The sequence below is a fragment of the Vibrio sp. SCSIO 43086 genome, from assembly GCF_051132235.1.
GTDB lineage: Bacteria > Pseudomonadota > Gammaproteobacteria > Enterobacterales > Vibrionaceae > Vibrio > Vibrio diabolicus.
In genome coordinates this window covers 1,207,856-1,231,151 of sequence record NZ_CP072678.1, presented here as the reverse complement: position 1 = coordinate 1,231,151, position 23,296 = coordinate 1,207,856, and the positions used below count along the sequence as shown (strand labels likewise).

The window sequence follows — 23,296 nt, the reverse complement described above, 5'->3', positions numbered from 1 at the left end:
TATGACCAAACTCATCTACAGTGTGTTGTTGTGCCACTTTATCGCTGCGTTTGCCGCGTTAGGTATGCCGCTATTTCTACCCGTCGTGTTGCCAACATTAGGCGCAAGCATTGATGCGGACTGGGCAGGGGTATTGTTTATCCTACCTACGTTTTGTACTGCGTTGGCGGCGCGATTTTGGGGCAACTTTGCCGATCGCTACGGTCGCCGCCGCTCACTCTTGCGTGCGCAACTTGGCCTTGCAGCAGGTTTTGCGCTGTGCGGCTTGGCAGACAACCTCGCCATGTTTGTGTTTGGTCTTATTGTTCAAGGAACCTTTGGCGGCACCATGGCCGCCTCGAACAGCTACTTATCTAGTCAAATTAAAGAAGCCAAAACACTCGGCAAGTCGCTCAATAAAACCCAACTATCTGCTCGCTTGGCGCTGATCGTTGCGCCCATTGGGCTCGGCTGGAGCTTGTCAGAGACCAACCCGCTCAACGCGTACCTTTGGTTATGCGTTTTGCCTTTAATTGCGATGGGCATCACGCTAACACTGCCAGTGGATAAAACCGCCGACCAAAACCTCGAAAAGCCAAACTCAGAATCTCAGCAAGAAAAACCGGTTGCACAGAAAAACGCAATGCATGCCATTCGCTGGATCTTCTTTGCTCAGTTCGGGTTTGCGTTTTCCATGGTGGTGACCTTTCCTTATTTCTCGCCGTTTGTGCAGCAATATGGCATCACTCACCACGCATGGATCGGTTTTTTGTACGCACTGCCGCATGGCGTCTATCTGTTGCTGGCAGGCAAAATCCACGTGTTGTCAGATGGGCTGAATCGCCATCAACCGCTGCGCACGTTGTGGCTCGGGTTTGCATTGCTTGCCGTGAGCTCTGCCTTGCATTTGATTGCGTCCGAAACCGCACTCATTGCTGCGAGAATTATCTTCGGCATCGCGATGGTGTGTTGTTATCACGGATTGCATCAGCATCTTGCGAGCAATCTGGATCGCAAACTCAGTGGCAAAGTATTTTCTCGCTTTGATGCCATGTCCAAATGGGGTGGCGTGGCGGCGGGATTTTGCGCTTCTTTCATTTCTAGCTTGGGGCTACTTGAGGTTCCTTTCCTACTTTCTGCGATAGTCAGCGTAATCACCTTGATCGCGCTGGTTCTCCATTCAAAATTTGGAAATCAACATGTTACAAACTCAATCCTCTCAGACTAGCGAGTTGCGCGCGCATGATGTGCAGCTCAATCGTGAGAAAGCCCAACTCAACACGATAATGGGTGTTCTTAATTGTTACTTACGGGAATTTGCGCTACCGAATCAACAAGTGGAATGGCACTACCAATCAACATCTCTACCCCAAACGTTAAAACGCAACTATTCCGCTAAACAGCGGGTAGCCGTTCATCTGTCTCAACAAAATGGCGTGTTGGTTTTGCCGATTCACTACGCGAGTAAACTGGGCAAAATCAAATTGGCAGAACTGCCTTGGGCGAAAATGCCGGGATCTGGTTGGGCAAAATTGGATGCCACGCAAACTCTTACGCTTTTGCTTAACTATCTCAAGCAGGTATTGGCGATCCCGTTTAACCATGAGCTGATCGAACAACTGGAAAATAGCGTGCTGGTTACCGAGCAGTTTCTCAACGTCGCGCCCAAATCGCATCACAACGAATTTATCGCTTCGGAACAGTCTCTGATTTGGGGGCATACTTTCCATCCGACCCCGAAAAGTCGTTCGGGCGTCACCATGGATGATCTCTTGGCGTTTTCTCCAGAAGTCGGCGCGCAAGTCCCGCTGTACTGGTTTGAAGTGGATACGTCCTTACTTGATGTGCTGAGTTCCGACGGAGAAGCTAACCCTGCTCAGCGCATGCTACAACAGCTCGCGCCACAACACGCCACCAGCAATGGGAAGACACTCTACCCTTGCCATCCTTGGGAAAGCTACACCATTTTGAGTAATCCAAGCGTGAAGCGTGCCATTGAACAAGGCAAGATCACGCCACTGGGTTTAGGTGGTGAAAAGATGCAGCCGACCTCTTCAGTTCGTACCCTCTACCACCCTGACATGGACTGGTTTGCGAAATTCTCCATCAACGTACGATTAACCAATTGCGTGCGCAAAAACGCGTGGTACGAACTCGACAGCGCCGTGCAGCTCACGTCGATTCTCAAACCGATTCGAGAAAACGAACAGCTGCACAACCCTGTATTTAAAGTGATGACAGAGCCTTACGCCACCACGTTAAATCTTGAAAGTGTCGCTGAGCGTAATTGGGACGACAACACCAAAGCGCGCGAATCGTTTGGGATTTTGTATCGCGAAAATTTCTCGCTGAGCGAAGTCGACATCTTAAAACCAACCCTCGCTGGCGCTCTGTTTGCTTACGACAAAAACGGCAACAGTTGCATTGCTCAACGCCTTAAAAACAAAGCGCGTACTACGCAAAATCGCTATTCCGACATCGCGACACTGTGGTTTGAACGCTATTTGCATGGCCTAATTCCGGGTGTGTTTAACTACTACTTCAAACACGGTGTGGCGTTTGAGCCGCATTTGCAAAACACCTTGATTGGCTTTGAGCAAGAGATGCCGTGTTGTGTTTGGATTCGTGATTTGGAAGGCACTAAATTACTGCCGGAGTTCTGGCCAGCAGAAACATTAACTGATTTGTCTGAACGCGCGCGACAATCGGTTTACTACAGTCGCGAACAAGGCTGGAATCGCATCGGATACTGCACCTTTATCAACAACATCAGCGAAGCGATTTTCTTCATCGCAGAAGGTGATGAGCCACTAGAGCAAACGCTGTGGAATGCGGTGCAAAGTGCCATTGTGCGTTGGCAATCCGTGAATGGAAAACAGCCGGAACTAGAAGCGTTGCTGAATGGCGGTCACTTCCCAAGCAAAAATAATTTCACCACGCGTTTGATGCAAAAAGCCGATAAGGAGTCGGGCTATACCCAAGTCGCCGCGCCTTGGCAGCAACACGAAAAAGGAGCGCAACATGTCTAATTCACTCGCTCTACCAACACGCGTTAGCCAGCAAATTCACACGCTCGCACAGCAGCAAAATCAACCCTTGTGCGCGTACTTGTATGACCTAAACGCCTTAGAAGAACACATCAAACAACTGCGTCACGTTTTGCCGAAAAATGTCGAGCTATTTTACGCGGCCAAAGCCAATCCATCGGGCCCGATTCTCAAAACGCTCGCGCCGTATGTCGATGGTTTTGAAGCGGCGTCTGGCGGGGAGCTGGCACACCTCCACCAGCAACAACTCGATAAGCCATTGATCTTCGGCGGCCCGGGGAAAATGCCAAGTGAATTGCAACAAGCGATTGAGCTTGATGTTGATGCAATTCATGTCGAAAGCCTCACCGAGCTGCAACGCATTGGAGCACTAACCGAGCGCCTCAACCGCCCTGCTTCGATCTTTTTGCGTATGAACATCGATATTGGCGACATCACGCTCAGCAAGTTGGCGATGGGCGGCAAGCCAACTCCTTTTGGTTTGGACGAGTCCGAACTGAGTAATGCTTTGATGTTGCTGCGCGATTTCCCGCAAGTGTCACTCAAAGGCTTCCATTTTCACTTGATGTCGCATCAGCTCGATGTTGAACGTCACTTAGCGTTAATGCAGCGCTATTTCCAGGTCGTGAAGGCGTGGCAACAAGAGTTTGAACTCGGTGAGCTGATGATCAACTTGGGTGGAGGCATGGGGATTAACTACCAAAACCCTGAGCAACACTTTCCGTGGATGGAGTTTTGCGACAAGTTGGAATTCCTCATCGCCAAAGAGCAAGTGCAAGACTGGACACTGCGTTTTGAATGCGGACGTTTCATCACGGCAGCATGTGGTTATTACGTGATGGAAGTGCTGGATATTAAGCAAAATCTTGGCGAAAACTTTGTCATCGCACGCGGGGGGACTCACCATTTCCGCACGCCAGCAGCGCAGAGCCATGATCATCCATTCGTCATCCTGAAAAGCGAGCAACACCATGAGATTTCTCACCCAATTCAGCATGCACAAGCGACCTTTGTCGGCCAGCTTTGTACGCCCAAAGATGTGCTGGCACGCAATCAACACGTCGCCCACGTCGATATTGGTGATTACGTTGTGTTTACCTTAGCGGGCGCGTATGCGTGGAACATCTCCCATCAAAACTTCTTGATGCATGAACCGCCGATCTTCCACTATTTCTAAACGGCATACTTCGCTTTACTCAAGCCCCAATCATTGGGGCTTTTTTATTCCATCTCGGCACAGATTCATTGCCATTAACCGCTTTTCGAAATCGCAATAATGCGTTTTATCAGCTCGTCGGGTTCCATCTTGGGATTGCGGTAAAAACGGAAGATTTCCGAGTTTATCGCTTGCTGAGCAACTGGATTGACCGCCATTGAATCAATCATACTCGGCACAGCGAGGTTGTGTTTTACGCCGTAGTGAAAGTCTTGATATGACTGGACCTGACATGGATTAAAATCGCTGATGTCGATATCGGTGCGCACCGGAATCGAGCCTTTTACCTTATTGAACTTGGCTTGAAACTCGACGTCTGCCAGCGCGCTTGCGGTTTGCTGAGCCGCCTCGGAAGAAAACGACTTGCTCGACATAAACACCAAGCTGTCCATGTTGTAGAGGAATACACCATCGCTGTCAGGCGTTGGGTAACAGCCGACCTCTTGCGGAACCGAGACTTGATTGGCGAGCAGCTCACCCAAAATCCAATCACCGCCGATTTGAAACAGCGCCTGACCGTCGGCTAGTGCTTGGGTCGCCGTATCCCACTTACTGTCGGGTAATTGGTTGTCTATCAACAAACTCAGGCGGCGAAATTGCGTCAGCGCTTGGCGCAGTGTATCGCTGTCGATGCTGTCGCGTTCTAGTTTAACCATTGCATTGGTGTAGAACTCAACGCCGCCAGTGGAGATCACTAAGTTCTCGAAAAGTTGGGCGACTTGCCAAGGCTGCTCACCGACCGCGATCGGCACGATGCCATTGTGCTTAGCAAGCTCCATGGCAGCGAACATCTCTTGCCAGTTGTTCGGCGCGGACAGATTCAGCTGTTTAAGCAGCTTGTGGTTGACCCACAACCAGTTCAAACGGTGCAGCGTAAGTGGCAGGGCGATATAGCCGCTTTGTGTTTTATTAATTTCGATAGACAGTGGGTAGAGCACCTCGTCCCAGCGTTGCTCATTGGCAACCGCGTTAACGTTGTGCAAAATACCGATGGCATCCCACGCTTTAATACTTGGCCCTTCGATTTGCGCGAAGCTTGGTGGATTACCCGCCAGCGCGCGAGCTTGCAGTACCGTCATCGCGCTGTCGCCACCACCGCCTAACACTGGGCTTTGCAGCAGCTCGATATCATGCTGTTTTAGCTGAGCTTTGAGTATTTGTAGCGCTTGCTGTTCGCCGTCAGAAGTCCACCAATGTAAAAACTCTACCCCTTGTGGCGGCTCAGCGTGAGCGACGCAAGGGGCGAGCAACAGTGGGAACAAGAATGCCAGTTTGTTCATAGTCAATCTCTCGGGAAAGTCAGTGTGGCGCAGAGGCCGCCAAACTGAGAATGGCTCAGCGACAAACTGCCGCCGTGAGCCTTTGCAATGCTCTGTGAAATGGTTAACCCCAGCCCACTGCCTTCTTTGTCGTTGCTAGCGCGGAAGTATGGCTGGCAGAGCTTTTCAAGTAATAAATCGTCAACACCATCACCGTGATCTTCAATTTCAATCTGGATCGACTCTGGGCTTTCACTCAGCGTAATGTCCGCTTGATGGCCGTATTTGAGCGCGTTATCGACCAGATTCTGAATGCAGCGCTTAATCGCTAACGGTTTACCAGCAAAGTGAGTGCGGATTTCGCCGTGGATGCGAATTGTGTCCGGCGCATCGGCGATATTGGAGGAAATGTGCTGAATCAGTTGGGTGAAATTGATCGGCTCGATTTCCTCGTGGATATCTGTCTCTTTAATGCATTGCAATGCGCCTTTGACCATCAAATCTAGGTCGTTACTTAGGCGGATAAAGCGTTCTCGGTCGGCGTCGTCATCCAGCATTTCCGCCCGCAGTTTTAGGCAGGCTATTGGCGTTTTCAGATCGTGGGAGATGGCGCTGAACAGCATCTCGCGGTCTTTAATGTGGCTGTCGATGCGTCGATTCATCTTGTTAAACGCACGTACCGCCGCTTTCAGTTCGTTACTGCCGCGCTCAGAGACTTCGGGCACGTCTAATCGGCTCGACATCAGGGTTGCGGCTTTTGCCAGTTCTCGAATTGGTTGAATTTCTTTACGAACGATAAACCAGGTACACAACAGCAGCATTAGCGCGGACAGTAATAGCGTCAGCCATTGGCGCAGCTCAAAATAGTTAGTCTCTAGGTTGATGTAAGGCGCGGGTAGCACCGCCGCGAGATAAAACCATTCGTTCTGCGCGACTTCGACCTGCATCACCAGAATGGGTGGATTGAGGTCACCAAACGAAAGCGAATAATGCGCCCACAATAGTGGCAGTTCATCGATAGGTAGCTCGTTGTTGAACACTTTGAGTTTGTCGCGCTGGGTGAACTCCACTTCGATATTAGGAATGCCGCTCAGCTCGCTTTCTAATACCTCGCGAACTTGGTTGATGACCAACGTTTTGCGCTCGCTCTCTGGCAGTGGGTCGACATCAATCTGGTGATTGTTGAGTGAGACGAAAAAGCGCGTACCACCCATGTTGCGTAGTTGATTGAGCACCAAGTGGCGATATTCCGAAGGGAGGGTTTGAAAGAAAGCGATGGTGGAAGAAGCGCTCAGTGCTAAGCTTTTGACCGTGGTGGTCAGGCCTTCTTTATCGCGTTCGCTGGCGTGTTGATACCAGATAATCCCGGATAATACCTGCGCCAGAATGATCACCAGCAACAGGAATACACTGGTACGAACGACCAGTGAGCCCGTCCAGCGTTTAATTCTCATAATGCACGTCCGTGGTCAGCATGTAGCCTTTATTGCGCACCGTTAGGATCAGCGAGCGGTCTTTATCTTCAAGGTGATGACGCAAGCGGCTGATCTGCACGTCAATGCCGCGTTCAAACGGGTCGGCATCGCGTCCCCAGATCTCGCGCGCAATGTCATCGCGAGACAATATTGATTGCGCGTGGTTGACGAACAAACCGAGCAGCGACAAATCCGCGCCACTAAGTTGCTTAACTTCGCGGCTAGCGACGTGGGTCAGTTGCCGGGTTACGGTATCTAACAACCAATCATCAAAACGCACTTTACGCGTCAGTTTGCTATTGGCGGTCGATTGGCTGCGTCTCAGAATCGTTTTGATGCGTGCGAGCAGTTCACGCGGACTGAATGACTTGGTGATGTAGTCGTCAGCGCCCATTTCTAGCCCTGCGACTCGGTCGGCTTCTTCAGTGACGGCGGTCAGCATGATGATCGGGATATCGGAGTTTTTGCGCAGTTTCTGGCACAGGGTAAAGCCGTCTTCACCGGGCATCATAATATCGAGGATGATCAAATCAGGATGGTGATCGTTGAGCAGTTGCCACATCACGCCGCCGTTTTCTGCGCAAAGCACTTCAAACCCAGCGCGGCCAAGGTAATCTGACAACGCTTCGCGAAGGTCTAGGTTGTCATCGACGACCAGTATCTGCTTGTTTTCCATCCTACTTTCCCTGTGCCTGCCCCTGAGTTTGGCGCTGGCCAATATGATGCATTCTTAAACGCCCATGCACAATCGAGCCGATTGCAATTTTCACTTCTCGGTGTAAGAGATTTGTAAGCGGCCACTTACAAACTGATTGCCTTTTGTAACCTTAGGCGCCGCCTTGCTCGCTATGATCATCCTGACCTTACGTGAAACAACATGACCTGAAGGAATCAGGTCCTACAACACTGGCATTCGTCAGGAGGAAACCATGTTTGCAAGTATATTTGGACAACTACAAAAAATAGGGCGGTCGTTGATGCTGCCTGTGGCGGTGTTACCGGTGGCTGGCTTGATGCTGGGTATTGGTAACGCGGGGTTTGCGTTTATTCCAGACGCGGTCAACAAAGTGATGCTCGCCGCCGGTGAGGGCGTGTTCGGCAACATGCAGTTGATGTTTTCGGTCGGTGTAGCGCTCGGGTTATCAAAAGGCAATGACGGTGCGGCTGCGCTCGCTGGCTTAGTTGGCCTAATTATTATGAACGCATCGCTCGGTATCGTGACTGGCTTGCGCGGCTTAGAAACTGACGCCACCATCATGGGCGTTGAGACGCTGCAAACCGGGGTGTTTGGCGGTATCTTTATCGGTGCGGTCGCGGCAATCATGTACAACCGCTTCTACAACATCAAACTGCCGGAGTATTTGGGCTTCTTCGCGGGTAAGCGATTTGTGCCCATTGTCACCGGTCTATCGGCGATCGTCGTTGGTGCGATTCTCGCGTTTGCATGGCCACCTGTCGGACAACTTCTTGATGCATTCTCTCATTGGGCAGCGTACCAAAACCCGGTACTCGCGTGGGCGGTTTACGGCGCGGGCGAACGTTCATTGCTCCCGGTTGGTTTGCACCACATCTGGAATGCGCCGTTCTTCTTTGAAGTCGGCAGCTATGTAGACCCAGAAACAGGCAAAGAGTTTACCGGTGAGCTCACTCGCTTCTTCGCAGGCGATAAAACCGCAGGTTATCTGTCTGGTGGCTTTATGTACTCCATGTGGGCACTACCAGCAGCGGCACTGGCGATTTACCACTGCGCGTCTCCAGAGCGTAAGAAAATCGTCGGCGGTTTGATGATGTCTGCGGCGTTGACCTCTTGGTTAACTGGTATCACTGAGCCAATCGAATTTACCTTCCTATTCGTCGCACCAGTTCTGTACGTGATCCATATTTTCCTAACTGGTATTGCGTTTGCGATCACCGCATTTTTGGAAATCAAACACAGTACGGACTTTGCGCACGGCGCGATCCAGTTCTTCCTTTACTACCCAATGTCGACCAACGCGTGGATGTTCTTCATCATCGGTCCAATCTGGGCGACGTTGTACTACGGCTTGTTCCGTTTCCTAATTGTGAAGTTGGATCTAAAAACGCCGGGTCGCGAAACCGACATTGCAGAAGTGAAGATTGCCGGACAACCTGATGAAATTGCGGTGGATGTAGTAGCTGCATTGGGCGGCAAAGCCAATATCAAGTCAGTCGATGCGTGTATCACCCGTCTGCGTGTCTCGGTGAAAGACATTGCTAACGTTGATGTTGCTAAGCTAAAAGCACTTGGCGCGCGAGATGTATTAGTGATTGGCGACAGTTTACAAGCGATTTTCGGCACGCAGTCTGACTCAATTAAGTCAGAAGTGCACAGCGTACTCGCCACCTCCTGATCTTACCTCCCCCAATATAGGTAAGATTTGCCAACCTCCTTGTGAGGTTGGCTTTTTCGTTTTCGGAGTTAAAAAAGCGAAGCCAATAACCAGCCCTACTTCGCCGCCGCGTTGGTTAAATTGCCCAGCACGCCGCTGATTTTGTTCAATACCTCGTCGCAGCCTTCAATATGATGGCGCTGTTTTAAATACATCGGATCGTTGTAAGCTAACCACGTTTTGCCTTCAGCATCTTCATACACCAACACTTTTTGGGGTAAATCGAGCGCCACTTCCTGCGCACAGATCATCAGTGGCGTGCCCACTTTAGGGTTCCCAAACACGATAACTTCGGTTGGTCGCAACGTCATATCGACTTTCGTGGCGTTCTCTTGATGGTTAATGCGCGCAAAGACGTTCAACCCTTTTTCTTGCGCGATAGCGACAAATTTATCCGCCGTATCTTTTGCTGAATGCGTGCTCGCAACGGTTACCACACCCTCCCCAGCCAATGCACTCAATGACGCCAACGCCACGACCAACACGATGATTACTTTTTTCATTTGTCGTCCCTTCCTCTCTACCTGAGTCGAAAACTGTAAATATAGAAAAACCAAGTGTAGGAAAACTATAGAAGTCAGATTCCGCTATCGCGAATTGCACTCTACCCACTCAAGAGTCGACCTTGTAACACGGATTAATTGATTCAGATTAATAAAGCGTTAACTAGCTGAGCATCAAAAGCGTGAAATACGTAACATTTGCAGCCTATTTTAGTAAGAAAGAGAAAAGTAGTGACACGCGATCAATTTGAGTTATTAGCACCCGGTGGTGATTTAGATTCCATCAAAGCCGCCATTGCCGCTGGCGCCGATGCAATTTACTGTGGGCTCGACCGCTTCAATGCTCGTAACCGAGCGACCAACCTCACCTTAGATAACTTAAATGGCGTGTTAACGTTGGCCCATCAGCACAGCTGTAAGATTTTCCTAACGTTGAATGTGCTGATTTTAGAAAGTGAAATTCCAGCGATTGTTCGCTTGCTCAGCCAACTGAACACCACCAAAATCGATGGCGTGATCGTACAAGATCTCGGTCTGGCCTACATTCTCAAACATCACTTTCCCGATTTGGATGTGCACGCTTCAACGCAACTGAACACGCATAACGAAGGCCAAATCCTCTTTCTCAACCAGCTCACCGCGAGCCGAGTAAACTTATCTCGCGAGCTCAACATCAATGAGATCAAACATCTGGCGCAATTTGGTCGCGAGCACAACGTAATGATGGAAGTGTTTGTCCACGGCTCATACTGCATCGGATTCTCCGGAATTTGCTATATCAGTTCCGCTCGCAATGGTGCATCAGGTAACCGTGGACGTTGCAGTCAACCTTGTCGCGAACAGTACGAAACGACCAAAACGGGCAACAACTACCCACTCAATATGAAAGACAACTCCACCTTTGGGGACTTGAAAGCGCTTGCCGATGCTGGCGTGTATTCATTAAAAGTGGAAGGACGAATCAAGAAATCGCACTACGTCTATACCGTGGTCGACAATTGGCGTCAGCAAATCGATCGCTTGTGCGAGGGTTTGGAACTCTCTGAAGACACCACCGAGTTATACACGGTGTTCAACCGTGATTTCTCCAACGCATTTTTGCAAGGTGATTTCGGCAAGGCGATGTACATCGACAACCCGCGCGACCACGCTGTAAAGCATTTTTCGAAGGTTTATCAATGCCAGTCTGCTGATGATGTGCAAGCGGTGAAAAAGAAACTCTACGACGACAAAACCGCGATCATTGAGAAAGTGGCAGAGCAAACCAAGTCGTTCGATGTCACTTCGACACAAGTATCCGGCAGCAGCTTGAAAGGGTCGATTGATGTGCCAACTCTGCCAGCGTTACCTCAACCAGAACCTCGCCAAGGTGCGCCAAAATTATCGGTTCTGATCTCGTCAGAACAAGAAGCCATGCTGTGCGAATACCAAGACATTGATGTTTACTATCAGTTGCCAATGGGATTGTCTGGTGAACTGAGCGCGATGATTGAGTTGTTCCAAGCCAACCCAATGCTCAAACCTTGGTTCCCTGCCATTTTGATTGGCGAAGACTACCAAGCCGCGCGCGTATTTTTGGAAACCATCCAACCTGAGTTGTCGATCACCAACAACTCAGGCGTCAGCATGATCGCAAAAGAGCTCAGCTTAGGCTGGGTAGCAGGCCCACAAATGAACACGGTGAACTCATACGCGTTTAAATGCCTTCAAGACGAGTTCGCGGCAAGTGGCGCGTTTGTTTCTAACGAGCTGAATATGAAGCAGATGCGCCATATCAAGCGTCCGAAAAACATGCGCAGCTTCTACAGCATTTATCATCCAAATACCCTACTCACGAGCCGCCAATGTTTGTTTCAACAAACCGAAGGATGCCGTAAGGTGAAGGTCAACAAAGGTTGTTTGAAACGCTGTGATAAACGCACGTCTATCATCAACTTAAAAGACAATCCTTACGTGGTGCAAAAACAAAAAGGCAGCCACAACTCTATCTACAGCGAGCACAACGTCTTAAACCTGCAAGTGCTGCACGATCTGCCGCAATTGTTTACCGATGTGTTGATCGATCTGCGTGATATCCAGTCCGAAACGAAAGTCTCAGCAAGCAAACCTGAGTTGATTGACGCGTTCTTAGCTCTACTTGAAGAACACGGCGAACTAGCCATCCAAACGCTGAATGACATGATTCAACCAACAGCCAACGCGCAGTATTTAAAGGGGTTGTAGAATTTTTCTAACGAGGCAAACAAAACGATAAATTATCCTACACTCTACTAGAGGGAAGCGTAACGCTTTGTAAGTCAGATGGTTGGCTGAAGAACCTAGATCATCAATAGAAGTACTTCCTGGCCATTCGAGATAATTTATTTGAGTACGCCATGAAAATATCTAAAGGTATCGAAGAGCAGGGAATCCCTGTCGGAAACTATTACGACAAATACAATACTCAGAACCCCATCGCCAGAAAAATGATGAGCAATTTCGATCATCATTTATCTCAACTGGTTGATATGGTCACACCAAAGTCGATACACGAGATCGGCTGCGGAGAAGGAGTCTGGGCACTTAAATGGCATCAACAAGGGATCCGTGTGAAAGGGAGTGACTTCTCCCAACAAGTGATTCAACTAGCAAGAGACAATGCCCAAGCACACAACTTGGAAGACATTTTGTTTGAACAAAAAAGTGTGTATGACGTTGCTAGAAAGACTGATTCTGCTGACCTTGTTGTTTGTTGTGAGGTCTTGGAGCACCTAGAGCATCCCGAGCAAGCACTAGCAACATTGCAAGACCTCGATACTGACTATTACATTTTTAGTGTGCCAAGAGAGCCGTTGTGGTGTGCGTTAAACATGGCAAGAGGTAAATATTTAAACAGTTGGGGCAATACTCCCGGACATATCCAACACTGGTCCAAGAATGCCTTTCTGACTTTGCTCAAGCAACACTTTGAGATTCTCGAAGTACGCTCTCCCATTCCTTGGACCATGGTTTTATGCCAGCGTGTGAATCATGAAACATAATAAGAGTAAATTCATATTACGCTGGGTTGGGCGAATCATTACTATTTTTTCCATCGCCTTTGTATTAATCAAGCTCTCTACATACTCGCAGCAACTGAATATTCAGGATATTCCCTCTTACTCCTATCTGGTATTTATTTTTTGCATAGGCCTCTACGCCTTTGGCAATTATGTTCTTTCTATGGCGTGGCGACTTTTAGTCGCGAACAGTGAATATACTTTGTCTGCATCAACTGCCATTTGGGTGTTTGGCGGATCTCAAATTGCTAAGTATCTACCTGGAAACATTTTCCAATTCGCTAGCCGACAAGTAATTGGCGTACAACACGGAATTAAGAATAATGTATTACTGAAATCGACCTTATGGGAAATAGGGTTGATGGGTATTGCGGCTGGTTCGTTTGGCGTCTTTCTGCTGAATGAGTACTTCCCTAGTTTAATGGGGTACGAGATGACTTTATTCGCTGGACTTATCGTGATCACCGGATCAATATTAAGCTTGATAGCCAGTCGCAATTACCTAAAAGCTTGTGGGCTTTATCTCTGCTTTTTTTTGGTATCGGGCGGCATTTTCTCACTCATATTTTTTACGCTAAACGACAATCTAACTCCAACTTTAGAGACATTTTTACAAACATCTTGTTACTTCATCATCGCATGGTTAATAGGGTTTGCCACCCCAGGTTCTCCTGCAGGGTTGGGTGTCCGAGAGGCTGTTTTAATCACACTTCTAGATTCGCCGAGTATTGAAGATACACTCTTAGTTGCCGTCCTTGTTTCCAGAATCGTCACGGTTCTAGGGGATATGTTGTTCTTCGCTATCTCGAGTTTATTTAGGCCTAAGCAAGCCGTATCAAATAACTCACTTCTTTAAAGTATCGAGGTAACTCGCTATTACTCTCCAGATCGTTTTCGCTTGGTTTCAAACTGATAAGTGGGCAACTTTTCCTGATGCTCCAGCTTTTCTTCCAATACCTCAATTCGGTGCAATACTTTTTCGGTCAGCTTTCGATTGAACCCTATTAGATCGGCCACCAACCCCATCAATAAAGTGATGAAACCCAAGATAAGTAGCGTTGACCCCAAGACCAATGACTGAATATGGCCATCTCCCGCTCCATTTAAAAAGAAATACAGGAATCGCATAATGGGAATCACACCACAAATCATCGCCACCGAGCCAATAAACAAAAACACTTGCAGAGGTCGATACATGGTATAAACCCTGACCAAGGTAGAGAGCGACATTTTTAGAAACTGCGGAATGCTCTTAAACAGACGGGACTCTCGCGTTTTTTCATTAGTTCGGATTGGCACCGAAACCACACCAATCCTTTTTGCACTTGCTTGAATCAACATTTCTATTGTGTAGCTAAAATCCGATACGATATTAAGTTGTTGTGCCGCACTTCTCGATATTGCGCGAAAACCACTCACAGCATCTTTAACATCCAATCCCGTCGCTTTGGCAATAATAAAGCTCCCCGACACTTGTAAACATCGTTTAAATACAGAGAAATGTGTATTGCTATACCCTCCTCGGTCACCAACAACAATTTCTGCTTTGTGCTCGATAATAGGCTTAACCAAGTGCGGAATATCGGCCCCATTATATTGATTATCGCCATCGGTGTTCACAATGATATCAGCATGAAGACGAAGGCACTCCTCAATCCCTCTTCGAAATGAGTAAGCTAGCCCCTTATTGCCCTGGTTAGTAATAATGTGCTCAACACCACACTTGCGTGCGACTTCTGAAGTACCATCCGTAGAACCATCATCGATGATTAGAATATCTATCTTAGCGATACCATCAACGCGCTTTGGTATTGAGCGAATAACATCAGCAATATTGTCCGCTTCGTTAAAGCACGGAATTTGAACAATTAACTTCATGCTTGCTCCTCATGTTCTGAATCAACATTACTGTGCGTATTAGAAGCCGGTAAATAACCTCTGCTTCTCTTCAAGATTGCGAGGTCGGTACAGGTTATCTCCCCAACGCAGAACGACTTTACCTGGCTCTTTCGACACTAATTCATAGACCCCCCGCGCCAAGTACCGTGCTTGACCTGCCAACCAAACCTTGCCATTAATCAGAAGACTATTGCTAGCTTCAAGCGTATATACGCCCTCGATGTTGACCTTAACTTCCCGACTAAGAGAGTTGGGCGTCAGTTCAAACGTCTTTCCTGCAACATACAGATGCGACCAATGATGAATGTAGTTCTGCCTTAACGCTTGAATATCTTGCCTTAATAGCCCTTTATCGGTTTTGTCAGGGCCAAACACATCTAAATAGTGCGAATTAACCAGTACAAAAGCTGGATTGTCTTGCTCTATAGCATTGCGAATAACGGGGATGTTTCTCGCAATATAATCTTCGTAACCCCACGTACTCATGAAAAAACCTTGTTTTGAAAAAGTCGGAACCATGGAGCATCGATCAATATAAGCAACAGGCTGAGGAAAGATTTTATGTATTTCATCAAGAAACTGACGCTGGTAGGCCAAGTTGCTTTTTATCGGTAAAACAAAACCATTCACCACAATGGATACCGCAAACAAGCAGGGAACAATAAAATTAAAAAATTGTGCAACTCTTGCGTTAGTGAAATTCTGGATACCAACCCAAGCCACAGCAAACAAAGCACTCACTGGAGCAAGCATAAAAGCGTAATAGTATGGGAAAGCGTTGCGATAAAAGAGCAAAGTGAAGAGTAATAAACTTAGGCACAAAAACTTAATCGATGACTCACGGCTTAATAGCTTTTGCGAAAAACACGCATAAACAGCAGTACCAATACCAATGAAAAGAGCTAACCAATACCATGAGTTCGTCGAAACTGAATGAACAAAGTAAAACAATCGAGGAAAAAGCTCGCGCTGGTTTAGTGTCTTATCCGCAGCACCGAACATCGTTCCTGCATCACCAACCGAACTCGCTCCATGTATAGAGAAGTAATGCCAACTGTATAGCATCGCAAAGGCAACCAGTATTGCGACTCCATACATGAGAACTTGCCTAAAATAACGCTTACGATTTCGCGACCAATAAAGCGAGGTTAAAACTATGCCTATAAAAGTCGGGATATACAGAGCGGTCTTTAAAGTGACGAGCAAGGCGACAGCCGTAAGGACACCAGCAAGAATGGATACACGCCAAGAAAATGTTGTACTAAACACATAATACAGCGCCGCCATGATCATACATGTCGCGATAGGATCAGTACGAAAACTGGCCCCCATACGAACATTATAAACAAAAGAAAAATAGGCAAGCACCGCAAAAAGTGCCGCCGATTTGCTGCAGTACAATCGACATAACTTGTATAGATAAAATCCCGTGAGTAATTGAAAGAAGACCATAACGACTCTCGCCACAATGATCTGGTCAACATCGTTATCTGATACACCACTCAGCCAAGTAAAGAAGTGAATGTGAAAGGTTTGGAAACTATTAATCACCTCGCCGTTAATAAACCGATGTACAAAAGATAGGTAATAAAACTCGTCCCAATTTACTTCGTAATTAAACGCAACAAAAAACCGAGCGATTACAGCCACTACGATTAGAATACAAAGAAAAATAGAAGTGCTAGAGGTAGTATCTCTATCCGATAAATGACGTTTATTAACCTGTTCAACAGTCTCCATTTACCCTTCCTTGTTAATCGTTTCTCGACTAGTGGCATGCTCTGAGACATTAAGTTGTATGAATAAGGTTAGAACTGCCAGTAATGAGTATAGTCATGATTCAAAACCAAATAAGGGGTGGCAGGAGAAGTTTCGAGAGCAAAACACCGTTGAGCAACGAGACCGTGTTTTTATTCCACACTTTGAAAGCGGGAAACTTTGCATTATTTCAAAAGGCTTTAGTATTAAGTCTCTCAACATATCTTGAACACTCACTGTGCACTGACTACAATGGCGCACTTTTTACGGAATTTAGGTCACAAACATGACAGATACAGCTAAACCAGCTCTACCAGATCGCCTAGCAGGTAACCCACGTAGCCCATTCTTCATCAAAGAATGTTTCGATCACCAAATCGGTATCCGTTTTAACGGCAAAGAGCGCACAGACGTAGAAGAATACTGTGTGAGCGAAGGTTGGGTGAAAATTGCTTCTCCTAAAGCAAAAGACCGTTTTGGTAACCCAATGCTGATCAAACTTAAAGGCGAAGTTGAAGCGTACTACGTATAAGCTGACCAAGCTGAATTTCTTTGAAAGCTCGAGTTTGACTCGGGCTTTTTTAATGCCTGTTATATCCCTTTCTCGATTAATCTATTCCCTCCTCTATTCAGTACAAGTTATTAAGAAATCGATGTAAATCGCTGTTTTTATCTGATTGTTGGCTAAAGTTTCTATAGAACTTACTGTAATAACCATTGCCAAAAGAAACGACACCTTTTGATTGTAGGGAGAGGAAATGGAAAGCCCACTTGTCACACTCAAACACGCCAGCAAAAGCTTTGTTGATGGCAAAGAGACACATCGCGTGTTGGAAGGGGTCGACTTCACGTTGAGCACAGGAGCGAGTGTTGCGCTGACGGGCGCAAGTGGTAGCGGTAAAAGTACCTTACTCAATATCATCGCTGGCTTTGAGCCACTTTCCGAAGGTGAGTTGTGGTTAGATGGCGATAACACAGCGGCTTGGAAAGACCCACAATGGAGCCGATTTCGCCATCAAAAACTCGGGGTTATTTTTCAGCAATTCAACCTCTTAACACCTCTTAACGTAAAGAAAAACATCGCCTTTCCTCTCAATTTGAATCAACAGAAATGGAATGACTGGTGCGATTATCTGGTCGAAACGTTAGGCATCAGCCAGCTTCTCGACAGGCATGTTTCTGCTCTTTCAGGCGGTCAACAACAACGCGTCGCGATTGCCCGTGCACTTGCCCACAAACCCAAACTTCTGCTTGCCGATGAACCCACAGGTAACCTCGACCAAAAAGCCGGCTTGGAAGTGATGAAACTACTGAGTGAAATCACCACCCAAGGCAATACGGCGGTGCTGTTAGTCACCCACAGCCCTGAGTGTGCCGAGTTCATGCAAACCCAATTACGTTTAAAAGATGGGCGTTTGAAGGATGGTCGTTTGCAAAGCGGACTGACGCAAAATCAGCGCGATGTAAATGAGCAACATCATGAAGCAAGCTAGGCAACCAAACACCAGATTCACTCATACGCGACTCGCCCTGAATCTGTTTGCGGCACATTATCGACAATCGCCGCTGCAAGCCGCTGCGATTCTGATCGGTATCGTACTGGCTGTGACCTTGTTTGTTGCGGTGCAAGCCATCAACCTCAATGCCAAGCGCAGTTATGCTGAGTCTACCGAGCAGCTTAGCGCACAAGCTCAGAACTTAATTATTCCACCAGCAGGGCAAAACTATCTGCCCGAATCGCTCTACTTCACCCTTAGACAAAACGGACTCAGTGCAGCGCTACCTATAATCGAAGGGAGAGTGAGAGACAAACAAGGGCGTCGCTGGTCAGTACAAGGTAGCGAGTTAATTGCCGCCATCTCTTCACGTTCGCGCTATTCTTCAGAAAACCAACAGAACGTGTCTTTGTTCGACAGTGCTTTGCCTTTACCTGAGCTTTTGGCTGGCAAGCCCATCGTGATGATGAGCCAATCTCAACATCAAAACTTAGGAGAGGTAGAAACCCTAACTCTGGACGACATTCCAACCCAAGTGGTGGTGCTACCAGACGAATGGCAGTTAGGTAGCCGAATGTTGATGGACATTGGCTTTGCCCAGCAACTGCTCAATAAACAAGGACAGCTCAGTTACATTGCGGTTTTCCATTCGGGTGATAAAGGGCATAAAGACACGCAAGCAAATTGGCAAAGCATCATTGGTGAGCAAGGACAATGGATTTCCAATAATCAAACTACAGACCTTGGTTCGCTGACCGATAGCTTTCACCTCAACCTTACGGCAATGAGCTTACTCGCCTTTTTAGTCGGGCTGTTCATTGCATACAACGGCGTTAAGTACAGCTTGCTTAAACGCAATCGGCTGTTAGTACAAATTCAACAGACGGGTGTCGCGCCAAGCATTGTGTTCTCTGCGCTGTTAGTTGAACTCACTCTTCTCGTTACCATCGGCGCTTCCCTCGGTTTTGTATTGGGCATGCAGCTCAGCCATTGGTTGCATCCGACCGTCGCACTGACTTTAGAACAGCTTTACGGCGCAACACTTCTACCCGGTACTTGGCAGTGGCAATGGTGGGCTCAAGCCCTGCTGCTCACACTAGCCGCCACACTGTTGGCGTGTTGGCAGCACTTTAAACAGCGAGTGCGCCAGCCGCTCTCCTCTCATGGCGGCTTTTATCAAGCGCCTGAAGCTTCTAACGAAAACCAATTGTTCGTGATAGGTGCTGCGTTGACGACTCTCGCACTCGCAGGGTTATGGCTGAGTGAGCATCACCGCTTCACCATGGCGTGGCTCGGCGTACTTGTGGTGTCGATTCCTTTGTATCTACCCAAAACACTCAGCGTATTAGCCAATTGGTGTGAAAAACGCACCGCTTCAGGTTTGATGCAGTATCTGTTTGCTGAGCTGCGCGAGCTGATTTCTCCGCTTTCTCTCGCCATGATGGCACTGCTACTCGCCGTTACTGCCAATATGGGGATGAACACGCTAGTTGGCAGCTTTGAATCCACCTTAAAACAGTGGTTAGAACAAAGGCTACACGCCGATATTTACGTCAGCCCTGCGCAAGGAGAAATCGCTGATGTAGAGCGCGCGTTAGGGCAGTTCGACAAGGTTGAGACCGTCTACAAGCAATACTACGTCGACGATAACCTGCAAGGTTTACCAATTTTGCTTGGCACCAAAGACAAAGACACCTTAGAGCAAACCATGGTGTTCAAATCGCATTTGGAGAACTTCTGGTCACGTTTTTACCAAGGTGAATTAGTCGCCATCAGTGAACCTACTGCGGTCAAACTGAGTTTATCACTGGGTAGCGAGCTCACGCTTGATGCCGTTCCAAATAAGAACCTACTTGTGGGTGCGATATTCCACGATTACGGCTCACCTAACGGTGAAGTCTTATTAGCACCCAAATTATGGCAAGAGAGTGGCTTTACCGACCTGCCAACAAGCCTTGGCATTAAAGTCTCGGGGGACCCACAAATCGTCTACGAGCAACTGCGCGATCAATTGAATCTGCATCCAAGTCAGCTCTACGATCAGGCGCAAATCAAATCCATCGCGTTGGATATTTTCTCGCAGACCTTCGCCATTACGCGCGCACTCAACGGCGTGACTTTGATGGTCGCCGTGATTGGTTTGTTCAGTGCTTGCTTCATGTTGCTTGACGCGCGCAAAGCCGCCATTGCAAGACTGTATGCACTTGGCGTCAGCCGTCGTAAATTAATGACCATGGTGGTCGGACAGATCGTCGCTCTGGTCAGTTTTACTCTGGTTATCGCCCTACCTTTAGGAGCCATGGTGGGTTATGTGCTGACAGACATCGTCACCTTGCGCGCTTTTGGTTGGAGCTTAAATTATCTGTGGAATTGGAGTGATGCCCTCAGCATTGCGGCGATCACCATCTTGGTGGCGGTGATTGCAACCTTGATTCCGCTGTGGCGATTGGTCAGTAAGCCTGTCGTGTCCAGTTTGCAAAGCGAGGTGTTGTGATGGTTCGATTGGCAAGCAAGCTTACTCTACTCATAAGCAGTCTGTTCCTGTTCGGATGTGAAGATCCCCAACAAAAAAATATGGGCACGTTGCTAGGCAGTGGAGAAACACAAAGCGAGAGCAACCCATTCACACCCGTGGAAAAAGGGGTTGAACTCACCTTTCCTGCCGATCATCAAGCGCACCCAAACTTTCGTCATGAATGGTGGTACTTAACCGCTAACTTAATTGATGAAGACGGCAATCCACTTGGCGTTCAATGGACACAATTTCGCTTTGCTGCTGCGCCGCCAACGGGCGAAGATGACGTGAAGAAAACCGAATGGCAAACTCAGCAAATCTACATGGCGCACAGCGCGGTTACAACGCAAGACAAACATTATGCTGATGAAAAATGGTCACGTGACCAAGCCTCTCTAGCTGGCGTCGACACTTCACCATTTCGGGTTTATCTCGATGATTGGCAGTGGACTTCTTCAACCACCGATCTCTTCCCTGCCACATTGAATGCAAACTCCGAACAATTTGGCTATTCGCTGACGCTTAACAGCCACGTGCCTTATCAAAAGCAAGGCGAACAAGGTTACAGCACCAAAAGTGCCGATGGCAGTGTGGCTTCGTATTACTACAGCCAACCGTTTATTGATGTGTCCGGTGAGGTCACGATCGACGGCGAAACCCATCAAGTATCCGGCAAAGGTTGGATAGACCGAGAGTGGAGCTCGCAATTCTTACTCGACTCACAACAAGGCTGGGACTGGTTTGCCCTAAGGTTGAGTGACGACACCAGTTTGGTGGTGTTCCAATTGCGGGATTCCAAAACCGGAGCAGCCAGTTACGCCAGCGCAAGGCTGATGCAGCAAGATGGTTCTGGCATCGCTATCCCACAAAAAGACATTCAGTTAGAGGCGACCAAGCAAACAGAAATCCAAGGGCGAAAGTATCCAACCCAGTGGCAAGTGTCGATTCCTAACCAGCAAGTTGCTCTTACCGTTTCTGCACTCAACCCGAACGCGAAAATGCCCCTTTCTGTGCCTTATTGGGAAGGCCCTGTGCGTATTGAGGGCTCTCATTCTGGGACTGGTTATATGGAGCTGACGGGATATTAAGCGCTCTGAGCGGATTTCAATTACCGTTGAGAAGCCATCTTAAGAACCATCTCCTACCCGCAACAGAATGCATCATAATCAGAAATAAATGACTACGACGCATTTATTCGATACTAGCCTTGAATCCTTGCTTCGTTGCGGTACGCTTTGAGCAAATCAAACAAGGGTGGCCCCTCTCATGCGTGTCGATTATCACCAACGACTCGTTCCTGTTATTCGCTATCTGGAACAGCACTTTAACGATCCTCTCAATTTGCTCGAAGTGGCAGCGCTAGCAAACCTCTCTCCCTATCACTTTCACCGTACCTTCAAGGCGGTACAAGGCGAAACATTAGCCGACTTCATCCGACGTTTACGGCTAGAGGCGGCAGCAGACGACCTTTTCAAATCAAAGCAACCAGTGCTGAACATCGCGTTAGAGTACGGTTTTTCTAGTTCGCAAAGCCTAGCTAAGGCGTTTAAGCAGCATTATGGCGTAACACCAACCGCCTTTCGCGACTGTAAAAACTACCAGCAATTTTCTGAACTCGCGCGAAACAGCAAGATTGGACACGCACTGCGCAAGAATGGAAACGAACGAACCCTAAGCGATTCATATACTGACTCTGAACTCACAACATGGAGCAACAATATGGAAACGCAAAACTTTGATAAAGCAAAACTGGCTTACATTCGCGTAAACGGCCCTTACGGCAAAGGCTATGAAGAGCCATCAGGTCGCTTGTATCAATGGGCAGGGATAAAAGGTTTGGCGGGTAATACCTGTATCTTCATTTATCACGATAACCCAGAAATCACGCCAGACGAGAAGTGTCGTACTGACATCTGTCTAATGGTGCCAGAAGATACCGAAGTACCAAAAGGCATTGAGCTGCAAGACTTCCCCGGCGGTCAATATGCGGTGATGCGCCAGCAAATTACCGAATTCAGCCAATACCCTAAAGCATGGGATGATTTGATGAGCAAAGTGGTTGAATCTGGTATTGAAAACGACTGTCGACCTTGCTTCGAACTTTATCATAGCTACGATCCACAAACGCACCATGCAGACGTCAGCTTCTGCACTGCCATCAAATAATCGAAAAAAGCCTGCACGTTCGCAGGCTTTCCTTCTATTAGAAATAATGTCTAAATCGATTAGATCGCTTCGCCGTTTACTGTAACAGCAACATCAATATTGCCACGAACGGCGTTTGAGTATGGGCAAACTTGGTGTGCAATGCGCGTTAGCTCTAATGCTTGTTCTTGTGGCATATCTAGCTCTACCGCTAAGCTCACTGTTAGTGCAAAGCCGCCGTTATCGTTCGGACCAATGCCCACTTCCGCTGTTACGGGTGCACTTTTCAGGTTTACTTTACCTTCACGTGCTACGTGCAGAATAGCGTTAGAAAAACATGCTGAATAGCCCGCTGCGAAAAGCTGCTCAGGGTTAGTTGCCGCACCTGTGCCGCCCATTTCCTTCGGGTATGACAGCTCTAGATCGAGAAGACCGTCATCTGTTTTTACTTGACCATTACGACCAGCCAAAGCAGTAGCTTGAGTTTTGTATAGAGTAGTCATGCGATTGTCCTTCTTAATTTAAGTTGCACACAATTCAATTGCCTGCAATCTT

General features: G+C 47.8%; 19 protein-coding genes. 12 read left to right on the top strand and 7 right to left on the bottom strand.

The window, feature by feature from the left end:
- Position 1 precedes the first annotated feature (1 nt).
- Genes J8Z23_RS21745 through J8Z23_RS21735 form a run of 3 tightly spaced genes read left to right on the top strand, consistent with a single transcriptional unit; the run spans position 2 to position 4,203 of the window.
- Positions 2-1,207 (top strand): MFS transporter, encoded by a 1,206-nt coding sequence (locus J8Z23_RS21745; RefSeq protein WP_253651931.1) that lies wholly within the window; start codon positions 2-4, stop codon positions 1,205-1,207.
- Positions 1,179-3,008 (top strand): IucA/IucC family protein, encoded by a 1,830-nt coding sequence (locus tag J8Z23_RS21740; protein WP_281516414.1) that lies wholly within the window; start codon positions 1,179-1,181, stop codon positions 3,006-3,008. Before J8Z23_RS21745 ends, J8Z23_RS21740 begins: the two co-directional genes overlap by 29 nt.
- Positions 3,001-4,203 carry a type III PLP-dependent enzyme gene (locus J8Z23_RS21735; RefSeq protein ID WP_301609843.1) on the top strand — a complete coding sequence of 401 codons (1,203 nt, stop codon included), beginning with the start codon at positions 3,001-3,003 and terminating at the stop codon, positions 4,201-4,203. Before J8Z23_RS21740 ends, J8Z23_RS21735 begins: the two co-directional genes overlap by 8 nt.
- A gap of 74 nt (positions 4,204-4,277) precedes the next feature.
- On the opposite strand, the gene J8Z23_RS21730 is transcribed toward J8Z23_RS21735, so the two are convergent.
- The 3 genes from J8Z23_RS21730 to J8Z23_RS21720 are packed head-to-tail and all read right to left on the bottom strand — an operon-like array spanning position 4,278 to position 7,652.
- Positions 4,278-5,522, bottom strand: a complete 1,245-nt coding sequence (locus J8Z23_RS21730; RefSeq protein ID WP_301609844.1) for an ABC transporter substrate-binding protein — start codon at positions 5,520-5,522, stop codon at positions 4,278-4,280.
- A gap of 2 nt (positions 5,523-5,524) precedes the next feature.
- Complete coding sequence (locus tag J8Z23_RS21725; RefSeq protein ID WP_069528122.1) at positions 5,525-6,955, bottom strand: ATP-binding protein; 1,431 nt, start codon at positions 6,953-6,955, stop codon at positions 5,525-5,527.
- On the bottom strand, positions 6,945-7,652 hold the full coding sequence (locus J8Z23_RS21720) for a response regulator (protein ID WP_005383484.1): 708 nt from the start codon (positions 7,650-7,652) through the stop codon (positions 6,945-6,947). Before J8Z23_RS21720 ends, J8Z23_RS21725 begins: the two co-directional genes overlap by 11 nt.
- Before the next feature lie 253 nt (positions 7,653-7,905).
- Between J8Z23_RS21720 and ptsG the strand changes: the two genes are divergently transcribed.
- Complete coding sequence (gene ptsG, locus J8Z23_RS21715; protein WP_301609845.1) at positions 7,906-9,348, top strand: glucose-specific PTS transporter subunit IIBC; 1,443 nt, start codon at positions 7,906-7,908, stop codon at positions 9,346-9,348.
- Positions 9,349-9,443: 95 nt separating this feature from the next.
- Here the strand turns inward: ptsG and J8Z23_RS21710 are convergent, their stop codons facing one another.
- A complete protein-coding gene (locus J8Z23_RS21710) occupies positions 9,444-9,890 on the bottom strand; it encodes a DUF302 domain-containing protein (protein WP_301658938.1) in 447 nt (148 codons plus the stop codon).
- A gap of 231 nt (positions 9,891-10,121) precedes the next feature.
- Here J8Z23_RS21710 and J8Z23_RS21705 point away from each other — a divergent pair, with 231 nt between their 5' ends.
- The 3 genes from J8Z23_RS21705 to J8Z23_RS21695 all read left to right on the top strand — a co-directional run bounded on the left by J8Z23_RS21705 (position 10,122) and on the right by J8Z23_RS21695 (position 13,784).
- Positions 10,122-12,113, top strand: coding sequence for a U32 family peptidase (locus tag J8Z23_RS21705; RefSeq protein WP_301658939.1), 1,992 nt, complete (start codon positions 10,122-10,124; stop codon positions 12,111-12,113).
- 152 nt (positions 12,114-12,265) lie between these two features.
- The gene (locus tag J8Z23_RS21700) at positions 12,266-12,910 is read left to right on the top strand and encodes a class I SAM-dependent methyltransferase (RefSeq protein ID WP_047009674.1); all 645 of its coding nucleotides are present in this window, start codon (positions 12,266-12,268) and stop codon (positions 12,908-12,910) included.
- The gene (locus J8Z23_RS21695; RefSeq protein ID WP_301658940.1) at positions 12,900-13,784 is read left to right on the top strand and encodes a hypothetical protein; all 885 of its coding nucleotides are present in this window, start codon (positions 12,900-12,902) and stop codon (positions 13,782-13,784) included. Before J8Z23_RS21700 ends, J8Z23_RS21695 begins: the two co-directional genes overlap by 11 nt.
- A gap of 20 nt (positions 13,785-13,804) precedes the next feature.
- Here the strand turns inward: J8Z23_RS21695 and J8Z23_RS21690 are convergent, their stop codons facing one another.
- Together J8Z23_RS21690 and J8Z23_RS21685 are read right to left on the bottom strand one after the other, a co-directional pair.
- Positions 13,805-14,806 carry a glycosyltransferase family 2 protein gene (locus tag J8Z23_RS21690; RefSeq protein ID WP_256899251.1) on the bottom strand — a complete coding sequence of 334 codons (1,002 nt, stop codon included), beginning with the start codon at positions 14,804-14,806 and terminating at the stop codon, positions 13,805-13,807.
- Positions 14,807-14,845: 39 nt separating this feature from the next.
- On the bottom strand, positions 14,846-16,567 hold the full coding sequence (locus J8Z23_RS21685; RefSeq protein WP_167427827.1) for an ArnT family glycosyltransferase: 1,722 nt from the start codon (positions 16,565-16,567) through the stop codon (positions 14,846-14,848).
- A 304-nt stretch (positions 16,568-16,871) separates the two neighbouring features.
- Here J8Z23_RS21685 and J8Z23_RS21680 point away from each other — a divergent pair, with 304 nt between their 5' ends.
- The 5 genes from J8Z23_RS21680 to J8Z23_RS21660 all read left to right on the top strand — a co-directional run bounded on the left by J8Z23_RS21680 (position 16,872) and on the right by J8Z23_RS21660 (position 22,762).
- Positions 16,872-17,117, top strand: coding sequence for a DUF3297 family protein (locus J8Z23_RS21680; RefSeq protein ID WP_005383498.1), 246 nt, complete (start codon positions 16,872-16,874; stop codon positions 17,115-17,117).
- A 226-nt stretch (positions 17,118-17,343) separates the two neighbouring features.
- Positions 17,344-18,078 (top strand): ABC transporter ATP-binding protein, encoded by a 735-nt coding sequence (locus J8Z23_RS21675; RefSeq protein WP_434635374.1) that lies wholly within the window; start codon positions 17,344-17,346, stop codon positions 18,076-18,078.
- Positions 18,065-20,575 (top strand): ABC transporter permease, encoded by a 2,511-nt coding sequence (locus tag J8Z23_RS21670; protein WP_434635373.1) that lies wholly within the window; start codon positions 18,065-18,067, stop codon positions 20,573-20,575. The genes J8Z23_RS21675 and J8Z23_RS21670 overlap by 14 nt, the downstream gene beginning before the upstream one ends.
- Positions 20,575-21,684, top strand: coding sequence for a lipocalin-like domain-containing protein (locus tag J8Z23_RS21665; RefSeq protein WP_434635372.1), 1,110 nt, complete (start codon positions 20,575-20,577; stop codon positions 21,682-21,684). Before J8Z23_RS21670 ends, J8Z23_RS21665 begins: the two co-directional genes overlap by 1 nt.
- 178 nt (positions 21,685-21,862) lie before the next feature.
- A complete protein-coding gene (locus tag J8Z23_RS21660; protein ID WP_434635371.1) occupies positions 21,863-22,762 on the top strand; it encodes an AraC family transcriptional regulator in 900 nt (299 codons plus the stop codon).
- A gap of 59 nt (positions 22,763-22,821) precedes the next feature.
- On the opposite strand, the gene J8Z23_RS21655 is transcribed toward J8Z23_RS21660, so the two are convergent.
- The gene (locus J8Z23_RS21655; RefSeq protein WP_005374640.1) at positions 22,822-23,244 is read right to left on the bottom strand and encodes an organic hydroperoxide resistance protein; all 423 of its coding nucleotides are present in this window, start codon (positions 23,242-23,244) and stop codon (positions 22,822-22,824) included.
- Positions 23,245-23,296 lie beyond the last annotated feature (52 nt).

Excerpts from the sequence above, each read along its gene's own strand:
- J8Z23_RS21745 (WP_253651931.1), top strand. The coding sequence starts at position 2 with ATGACCAAACTCATCTACAGTGTGTTGTTGTGCCACTTTATCGCTGCG.
- J8Z23_RS21740 (WP_281516414.1), top strand. The coding sequence starts at position 1,179 with ATGTTACAAACTCAATCCTCTCAGACTAGCGAGTTGCGCGCGCATGAT.
- J8Z23_RS21735 (WP_301609843.1), top strand. The coding sequence starts at position 3,001 with ATGTCTAATTCACTCGCTCTACCAACACGCGTTAGCCAGCAAATTCAC.
- J8Z23_RS21730 (WP_301609844.1), bottom strand. The coding sequence starts at position 5,522 with ATGAACAAACTGGCATTCTTGTTCCCACTGTTGCTCGCCCCTTGCGTC.
- J8Z23_RS21725 (WP_069528122.1), bottom strand. The coding sequence starts at position 6,955 with ATGAGAATTAAACGCTGGACGGGCTCACTGGTCGTTCGTACCAGTGTA.
- J8Z23_RS21720 (WP_005383484.1), bottom strand. The coding sequence starts at position 7,652 with ATGGAAAACAAGCAGATACTGGTCGTCGATGACAACCTAGACCTTCGC.
- ptsG (WP_301609845.1), top strand. The coding sequence starts at position 7,906 with ATGTTTGCAAGTATATTTGGACAACTACAAAAAATAGGGCGGTCGTTG.
- J8Z23_RS21710 (WP_301658938.1), bottom strand. The coding sequence starts at position 9,890 with ATGAAAAAAGTAATCATCGTGTTGGTCGTGGCGTTGGCGTCATTGAGT.
- J8Z23_RS21700 (WP_047009674.1), top strand. The coding sequence starts at position 12,266 with ATGAAAATATCTAAAGGTATCGAAGAGCAGGGAATCCCTGTCGGAAAC.
- J8Z23_RS21695 (WP_301658940.1), top strand. The coding sequence starts at position 12,900 with ATGAAACATAATAAGAGTAAATTCATATTACGCTGGGTTGGGCGAATC.
- J8Z23_RS21690 (WP_256899251.1), bottom strand. The coding sequence starts at position 14,806 with ATGAAGTTAATTGTTCAAATTCCGTGCTTTAACGAAGCGGACAATATT.
- J8Z23_RS21685 (WP_167427827.1), bottom strand. The coding sequence starts at position 16,567 with ATGGAGACTGTTGAACAGGTTAATAAACGTCATTTATCGGATAGAGAT.
- J8Z23_RS21680 (WP_005383498.1), top strand. The coding sequence starts at position 16,872 with ATGACAGATACAGCTAAACCAGCTCTACCAGATCGCCTAGCAGGTAAC.
- J8Z23_RS21675 (WP_434635374.1), top strand. The coding sequence starts at position 17,344 with ATGGAAAGCCCACTTGTCACACTCAAACACGCCAGCAAAAGCTTTGTT.
- J8Z23_RS21670 (WP_434635373.1), top strand. The coding sequence starts at position 18,065 with ATGAAGCAAGCTAGGCAACCAAACACCAGATTCACTCATACGCGACTC.
- J8Z23_RS21665 (WP_434635372.1), top strand. The coding sequence starts at position 20,575 with ATGGTTCGATTGGCAAGCAAGCTTACTCTACTCATAAGCAGTCTGTTC.
- J8Z23_RS21660 (WP_434635371.1), top strand. The coding sequence starts at position 21,863 with ATGCGTGTCGATTATCACCAACGACTCGTTCCTGTTATTCGCTATCTG.
- J8Z23_RS21655 (WP_005374640.1), bottom strand. The coding sequence starts at position 23,244 with ATGACTACTCTATACAAAACTCAAGCTACTGCTTTGGCTGGTCGTAAT.